The sequence below is a fragment of the Micromonospora sp. NPDC049799 genome (genome assembly GCF_040656655.1).
Taxonomy (GTDB): Bacteria; Actinomycetota; Actinomycetes; order Mycobacteriales; family Micromonosporaceae; genus Micromonospora.
Genome location: NZ_JBFAMU010000270.1, coordinates 1 through 6,685, shown reverse-complemented (window position 1 = coordinate 6,685; position 6,685 = coordinate 1). Strand labels below are relative to the sequence as shown.

Here is a 6,685-nt window from a genome sequence, read left to right as displayed (position 1 = left end):
AGCGGCCGCATCGTGCGCGACCTGGCCCGCGGCGTCTACGGGTGAGCCGGCTTCCACCACCCGCGCGCCGCACGCCACCGCGATCATCACGGCGGAGAGCCCCACGCCGCCGCACCCGTGCACCGCCACCCACTCGCCCGCGGCGACCCGCCCCTGGCCGACCACGGCCCGGAACGCCGTGGCGAAGCGGCAGCCCAGCGCCGCCGCGGCCGGGTGGTCCAGCTCGTCGGGGAGCCGGACCAGATTGACGTCGGCGTTCCGCACCGCCACGTACTCCGCGAACGAGCCCCAGTGGGTGAAGCCCGGCTGCGTCTGCCGCTCGCAGACCTGCTGGTCGCCCGCCAGGCAGGTCGGGCACTGCCCACATGCGCAGACGAAGGGCGCGGTGACCCGGTCGCCGGGCCGCCAGCCGCGTACGCCGGGGCCGACCGCCGCGACCACGCCGGCGAACTCGTGGCCGGGAACGTGTGGCAGGCGGATGTCAGGATCGTGTCCCTGCCAGCCGTGCCAGTCGCTGCGACACAGCCCGGTCGCCTCGACGCGGACGACCACGCCCCCCGACGGCGGGACCGGGTCCGGGACGTCCCGGACCTCGGGTCGGGCACCGAATTCGTCGAAGACCACTGCACGCATGAACCGCATCGTCACACGCCGAGGCCATGGTCGGCGAACGTCAGGGGCCGGCAGCCGGTGCCTGCCGGCAGAGCCGGCGGTACTCGGCGGTCACCACGGCGAGCAGGAAGAGGTCCACCGCGAGCGCGGAGAGCGCCCCGAACTGGTTGACGGTGAAACTGAAGATCTGCCCGAACAGCAGGTCCACCAGGAGCGCGAGCTTGAACAGCCGGAACGCCCGCACCCGGTCGCGCGGCAGCAGCGACGCCCCACGGATGCTGAGCACCACGGTGATCAGTGCCGAGGCCGAGACCCCGAGCACCGCACGCCACTCCCGCTGGTCGTCCAACTGGCCGGTGACCGCGTCCAGGAGGACGTTCCCCACGACGACGAACGGCTCGCCGACGAGGTAGAGCACCACCAGCGCGACCACCCACCGGTGGGTGGTCACCCAGACCACCGCCCGGCGGGCCCGGTCGAGCCAGGGCTGCCAGAAGCGGGAGCCGGGTGGCTCGCGCCGAGGCACCGCGTCGAGCAGCCGGGCCACCCCCTCCTCGACGTCCGGGCCGCACCCGCGGACCAGCCGGGCCACCGCCGCTCGACGATCGTCGGTGAGGCCGGTGCGGAGCCCACCGACGACGCCGTACAGGGCGTTCGCCGTCCGCTCCGGGCCGGAGAGCCGGACCCGCCCCCGGAGGGCCTGGGTGATCACCACCAGCAGGGCGAAGGCGCCGTAGATGATGCCGGCGGCCGGGGCGTAGAAGTAGTCGGTCCCGGCGGTGACGAACTTGCCCACCTCGTCGATGAAGAGCCCGAACCCGATGCCGCCCAGAACCGCGCCGAGGCTCCGCGCCGCACCACCGAGGAAGACCAGCGCGGCCCCCAGGCCGGCCGTCATCAGGACGCCGCCCCACAGCACGTGCGCGATGTGCAGCCCACCCCCGCCGAGCTGCGGATAGTCGGCCGCCTGGAGATAGGCACGGGTGACCAGCACCGTGACCACGCCGGAGAGCACGAACGCCTGCAGGTACGACGGCGCCTCCAGTACCCGGAGCGGCCTGGACCAGCGGGACGGACGGGCGGGCATGGTCCCGACGCTAGCGGTGCTCTCCGTCACCCGGGCCGGTTCCGGCAGCTCGCGGTCCCGGGCTGACGAACGACCGAGGGATGCGTCCGGGGTCGTGAGGTGCGTACAGTTCCCGGTCGGACGAGGGGTGGGCCGGGAGGACCCGGCACAGGAACGGGACGAGACGTAACGAATGACGGCGGACGACATCACCGACAGCAGCCAGACCGGCATCGACCGAAGCCAGCTGGAGACCTGCCTCAGTGTCTTCGAGGCTCTGGAGGACCTGCCTTCCGATCACCCGGACGTCGTACGGGTGCAGCGGGCCACCGCGAGGCTCTACAAGGTGATCAAGCAACGGCGACGCGAGGAACGGCGGAACGCCATCGCGGCGGCCGACCGCGCGGTGACGGCAGCCACCGCCACCGGCGCCCCCGGCCGGATCGACGACGAGACCCAGGGCGTCCCGCTCGCCTCCCCCACGGCGGGCGCCACGGCCGGCTTCCTGCACAACCCGCGCGGCTGCTACGTGTGCAAGCAGCGCTACCACGAGGTGGATGCCTTCTACCACCAGCTCTGCCCGCCCTGCGCCGCACTCAACCGGGAGCGCCGCGACGCCCGCACCGACCTCACCGGGCGGCGCGCACTGCTCACCGGCGGCCGCGCGAAGATCGGCATGTACATCGCGCTGCGGCTGCTGCGTGACGGTGCGCACACCACGGTGACCACCCGGTTCCCGCACGACGCGGTCCGCCGGTTCGCCGCGATGCCCGACAGCGGTGACTGGCTGCACCGCCTGCGGATCGTCGGTATCGACCTGCGTGACCCCGCCCAGGTGATCGCCCTCGCCGACTCGGTCGCGGAGCAGGGGCCGCTGGACATCCTGATCAACAACGCGGCGCAGACCGTCCGTCGCACGGCCGGGGCGTACGCGCACCTCGTCGCCGCGGAGGCGGCGGCCCTGCCGGACGGGCCGCTGCCGGAGATGATCACGTTCGCCAAGCCGGTCGGCCGGGACGATCCGGTGGGCAGCCTGACGACGTCGCCGCAGTCGGTCGCGATCACTCCGCAGGCGCTCACCGCGCTGGCGCTGACGAGCGGGTCCGCCTCGCCGGAGCGGATCGCGGCAGCCACCGCCATCGACGCCGGCGGCCTGGTGCCGGACCTCGACCCGGTCAACAGCTGGGTGCAGCGGGTGCACGAGGTGGACCCGGTCGAGCTGCTCGAAGTGCAGCTGTGCAATGTGACCGCGCCGTTCGTCCTGGTGAGCCGGCTACGACCGGCGATGGCCGCGGCGACCGCCCGCCGCAAGTACGTGGTGAACGTGTCGGCGATGGAGGGCCAGTTCGGCCGCGGCTACAAGGGCCCGGGGCACCCGCACACCAACATGGCCAAGGCCGCGCTGAACATGCTGACCCGGACCAGCGCGCAGGAGATGCTGACCGACGGCATCCTGATGACCAGCGTCGACACCGGCTGGATCACCGACGAGCGACCCCACCCGACGAAGATGCGGCTGGCCGACGCCGGCTTCCACGCCCCGCTGGACCTGGTCGACGGCGCGGCCCGGGTGTACGACCCGATCGTCCGCGGCGAACAGGGCGAGGACCTGTACGGGTGCTTCCTCAAGGACTACGCACCCTGCGCCTGGTGACGGGGCCGCGGAGCAGGAGCTGTCAGGGCAGCACGCGGACGGCCAACGTGCAGGTGTCGTCGTCCGGGCTGGGTTGGTGCACCAGGTCCCGGAGCCGGGGCAGCGTCTGATCTCCCGGGTTCCGGGACAGGGCGGACAACGCCTGCATCACCCCGGCCAACAGGTCGCCGGAAGCGGAGCGCCGTTCCACCAGCCCGTCGGTGTAGAGCAGGAGCAGGTCACCGGTCCGCAGCCGGGCCGTGACCACCGGGTAGGTGGCGTGGGGGTCGGCGCCGAGCAGGAGGCCCGGCGGACGGTCGAGCGTGGTGGTGGTCCCGGCACGGGACAACAGTGGGGGCGGATGGCCCGCCTGGGCCCAGCACAACGACCGGGTCGAGGCGTCGTAGAAGGCGATCACCGCGGTGCCGGTGATGTCGAGCTGACGGCAGAGCCGGTTCATGTGGCCGAGCAGCACGCCCGGATCCCGGATGCCGATCGACAGCCACGCCACCAGGGCGAACCGCAGGTGGGCCATACCGCTCGCCGCCTCCAGCCCGTGCCCGGCGACGTCGCCCACCGCGAGCGCGACCGACCCGTCGGGCAGGGTCTGCGCGTGGTACCAGTCGCCGCCGACCTGGACGAGACGCTCGGCCGGCAGGTAACCGACCAGAACCTCGACACCCGCCAGCGGCACCGGCTCGCGCGGCACCGGCTGGATCAGGCTCTGCAACTGCCCGGCGAGACGGTGCTCGGCCAGGGCCGTGATCTCGCGGGTCCGCAGCTGGTCGCTGAGGCGCTCGATGGCGGAGCGCGAGTCCACCCGTGCCGTGACGTCCTGCACCACCGCGTAGATCTTCAGCGGGGCTCCCTCGGCGTCCCGGGCGACGTCGGAGAGGATCCGCAGGTACTTCATGGACGTACCGGCCCGGAAGCGCACCGTGACGTCGGAGGACGCGCCGCTGTCCAGCGTCTGCCAGGCCGCCTCGCGCAGTCCCTCGTCGGCCGGCACGACGGCCGCGGACTGTTCAGCCCGGGACAGCGGACCCAGGCCGGGGTCGCGTTCGACGATCCGGTACAGCCCCGGCGACCACTCCCTGGTCCCGGTGACCACGTCGTACTCGGCCCAGCCCAGGTTGCCCAGCAGTTCGGTATGTTCCAGCCGGCGCCGGTCCTCGTCCAGGCGCTGCCACGACACCAGGATGCCGCCGAGGACCCGGTGGGCGGTCACGTCGAACAGGGAGTCCGCGACGACGCCCGCCCGCCTGCCCGCGTACCGGAAGTCGGGGAGTCGGCGCGACTCCCCACTCGCCAGCACCTCGTGGTAGACGTGCCACAGGGGGCCGTCCACGACAGCGGGGTACAACTCGCTCAGCAGTCCCCCGACCCGCCCGGCACCCCGGCCGTAGACGTCACCCCGGTCGCTCGTCGCCGCGACCCGGAAGTCGACGACCTGGCCGTCGGCCGAGGTCACCGGCAGCAGCCAGGTGCATCCGGCCGGGATCGCGGAGAGGATCTCCCGCACCGCCTCGACGGTCGAGGTGCCCGGCTGCGTCACGGCGGCATGCTCGCCGGGCACGCCATGGTCGACCATGCGAGCAGCCTAGTCATTCGTGGTGGCGCCACGGCTGTCCGGCCGACCCCGGTGCCGTCCGGCCGCGGTCGGCGACCGCCGGCCCTGTTTGCCGACGTCGAGCCGGGGAATTCGCCTGGCCCACCGGCGAGAGGAAGGCCGCACAGTGAACGACAACGAGTTCGTCGCCCAGGTGGCGACGCGTTCCGGGATGTCGTCGGAGCAGGCCGCCGCCGTCACACGGGCCACGCTCACCACCCTGGCCGAACGGATCGACGGCGGCGAGGCACGCGACCTGGCCGACCACCTGCCCGGAGACCTGCGGGCGTACGCCTTCGGTGGCAGCGAGACCGCCGAGCGGTTCGGCCTCGACGTGTTCGTCGCGCGGGTCAGCGGTCGCGCGGACCTCGACCCGGACCGGGCGCGGGACGGGGTGACGGCGGTCTTCGACGTCCTCCGGGACGCCCTCGACCCCACCGACTACGAACAGGTGGTGACGCAACTGCCGGCGGAGTACGGCGACGTCGCCGACCAGACCGCGCCGTTCGTCCGCCGGCAGGCCTGACGATCGCCCGGAGGGAACCGTGATGGCTGTGAACCGGGACGACGCCGACCTGGTGGGCCAGGCGTCCGAGGCGGACGCGCAGGAACAACGACAGGACGAGACGGTGGTGGGACCGACCGACACGGTGTCCCACGCGGTGCCGGAGGCGACCGAGGCGGACCTGGCGGAGCAGGGCGTCCTGGCTGCCCCGAGCGACCGGACCGACGTCGCCGACGCCGTACGCGGCGACATCGGCACGGCGGACGCCGTGGAGCAGAACCAGGAGATCCCGACGCCGGACGAGGACCGCCGGGACTGACCGTCGTGTCCTTCATCGGCCATCGTCAGTTGTATCGGATGTGACGGCCAGATCAGCGGTCATCGACGACCCGCCGACCGGAGACCCAGCCCGCTGGCGGACCAGGTGGTCCCGCCGGGAGGACGACCGGCGGCAACGCGTGTACGACCAGGCCGTTTCGACCTGGCAGCGGCACCACGACCACCTCGCCCGGCTGCGGATCGAGGCGGCCGGCTTCCAGGGCTACCTGCCGTCCGGCGCCGGCCTGCCGGTGCCGCTCGCCGACCACGAGATGGTCTACCGCGTCGTGCCGGGCGTGCGGCTGGTCGAGGTTCCCGCACGGCACGCCGTCGGGTTGCCGGCGCCCGGCGTGACGATCGGCGTACGACCCACCGCGGGTGGGCGCGGCACACCGAGGGGCCTCCGGATCGTCGATGACGGCACCCTCCTGGTCACCGACCAGCGGGTCACGTTCTCCGGGTCGGGCGGCGAGCGCGAATGGCGGCACGCCGACGTCACCGGGCTCGCGCACCACACCGACACTCCACTGTCGCTGCTGCACAGCACCGGTGAGCCCCGCCTGGCCGGGCTCCTGGCGCCACCCGCCACGGTGGTGAACGTCCGCTTCTACCTCACCCTCGCGTTCGCCGCCGCCACCGGGCGCCGTGCCGACGTCATCGCCGACATCGACGCCTCTCTCGCCGCTCACGAGACCACCCGACCGGTGCCACCATTGCCCGCACGACCGGCGGACGCGCCGCTCACCGCCCGGCGGCCGGAGCGCCGCTTGAGCGCGGTCGCCGTCCTGGTCGTCGTCGCCGCGGCAGGGATCACCGGAGTGCTCACCGCCGCGTCCACCGACCCGCCGTACCGGGCCGAGGCCGGCACGTCGACTCCCGTCGCCACCGACCCACCGAGCCCGGCCGGCGCCACGTCCCCGGACCCGGTCACGTCGATCGCCG

General features: G+C 73.3%; 6 protein-coding genes and 1 pseudogene. 4 read left to right on the top strand and 3 right to left on the bottom strand.

Annotation, left to right across the window (positions count from 1 at the left end):
* Together AB0I76_RS19400 and AB0I76_RS19395 are read right to left on the bottom strand one after the other, a co-directional pair.
* A partial coding sequence (locus tag AB0I76_RS19400) for an alcohol dehydrogenase catalytic domain-containing protein (RefSeq protein WP_357037091.1) occupies positions 1-633 on the bottom strand: 633 nt, incomplete at its 3' end.
* A gap of 40 nt (positions 634-673) precedes the next feature.
* A complete protein-coding gene (locus AB0I76_RS19395; RefSeq protein ID WP_357037088.1) occupies positions 674-1,699 on the bottom strand; it encodes a hypothetical protein in 1,026 nt (341 codons plus the stop codon).
* A gap of 172 nt (positions 1,700-1,871) precedes the next feature.
* Here AB0I76_RS19395 and AB0I76_RS19390 point away from each other — a divergent pair, with 172 nt between their 5' ends.
* Positions 1,872-3,332, top strand: coding sequence for an SDR family NAD(P)-dependent oxidoreductase (locus tag AB0I76_RS19390; RefSeq protein WP_357037085.1), 1,461 nt, complete (start codon positions 1,872-1,874; stop codon positions 3,330-3,332).
* A 22-nt stretch (positions 3,333-3,354) separates the two neighbouring features.
* Here the strand turns inward: AB0I76_RS19390 and AB0I76_RS19385 are convergent, their stop codons facing one another.
* The gene (locus AB0I76_RS19385; RefSeq protein WP_357037082.1) at positions 3,355-4,902 is read right to left on the bottom strand and encodes a PP2C family protein-serine/threonine phosphatase; all 1,548 of its coding nucleotides are present in this window, start codon (positions 4,900-4,902) and stop codon (positions 3,355-3,357) included.
* 145 nt (positions 4,903-5,047) lie between these two features.
* On the opposite strand from AB0I76_RS19385, the gene AB0I76_RS19380 reads away from it, so the two are divergent.
* From AB0I76_RS19380 to AB0I76_RS19370, 3 genes and pseudogenes are all read left to right on the top strand, one after another.
* Positions 5,048-5,446: a DUF2267 domain-containing protein gene (locus AB0I76_RS19380; RefSeq protein ID WP_357037080.1), complete on the top strand. Its 399-nt coding sequence runs from the start codon at positions 5,048-5,050 to the stop codon at positions 5,444-5,446.
* A 22-nt stretch (positions 5,447-5,468) separates the two neighbouring features.
* Positions 5,469-5,744: a hypothetical protein gene (locus tag AB0I76_RS19375; protein WP_357037076.1), complete on the top strand. Its 276-nt coding sequence runs from the start codon at positions 5,469-5,471 to the stop codon at positions 5,742-5,744.
* A 40-nt stretch (positions 5,745-5,784) separates the two neighbouring features.
* Positions 5,785-6,685: pseudogene (locus tag AB0I76_RS19370) on the top strand (hypothetical protein); the annotation flags it as partial.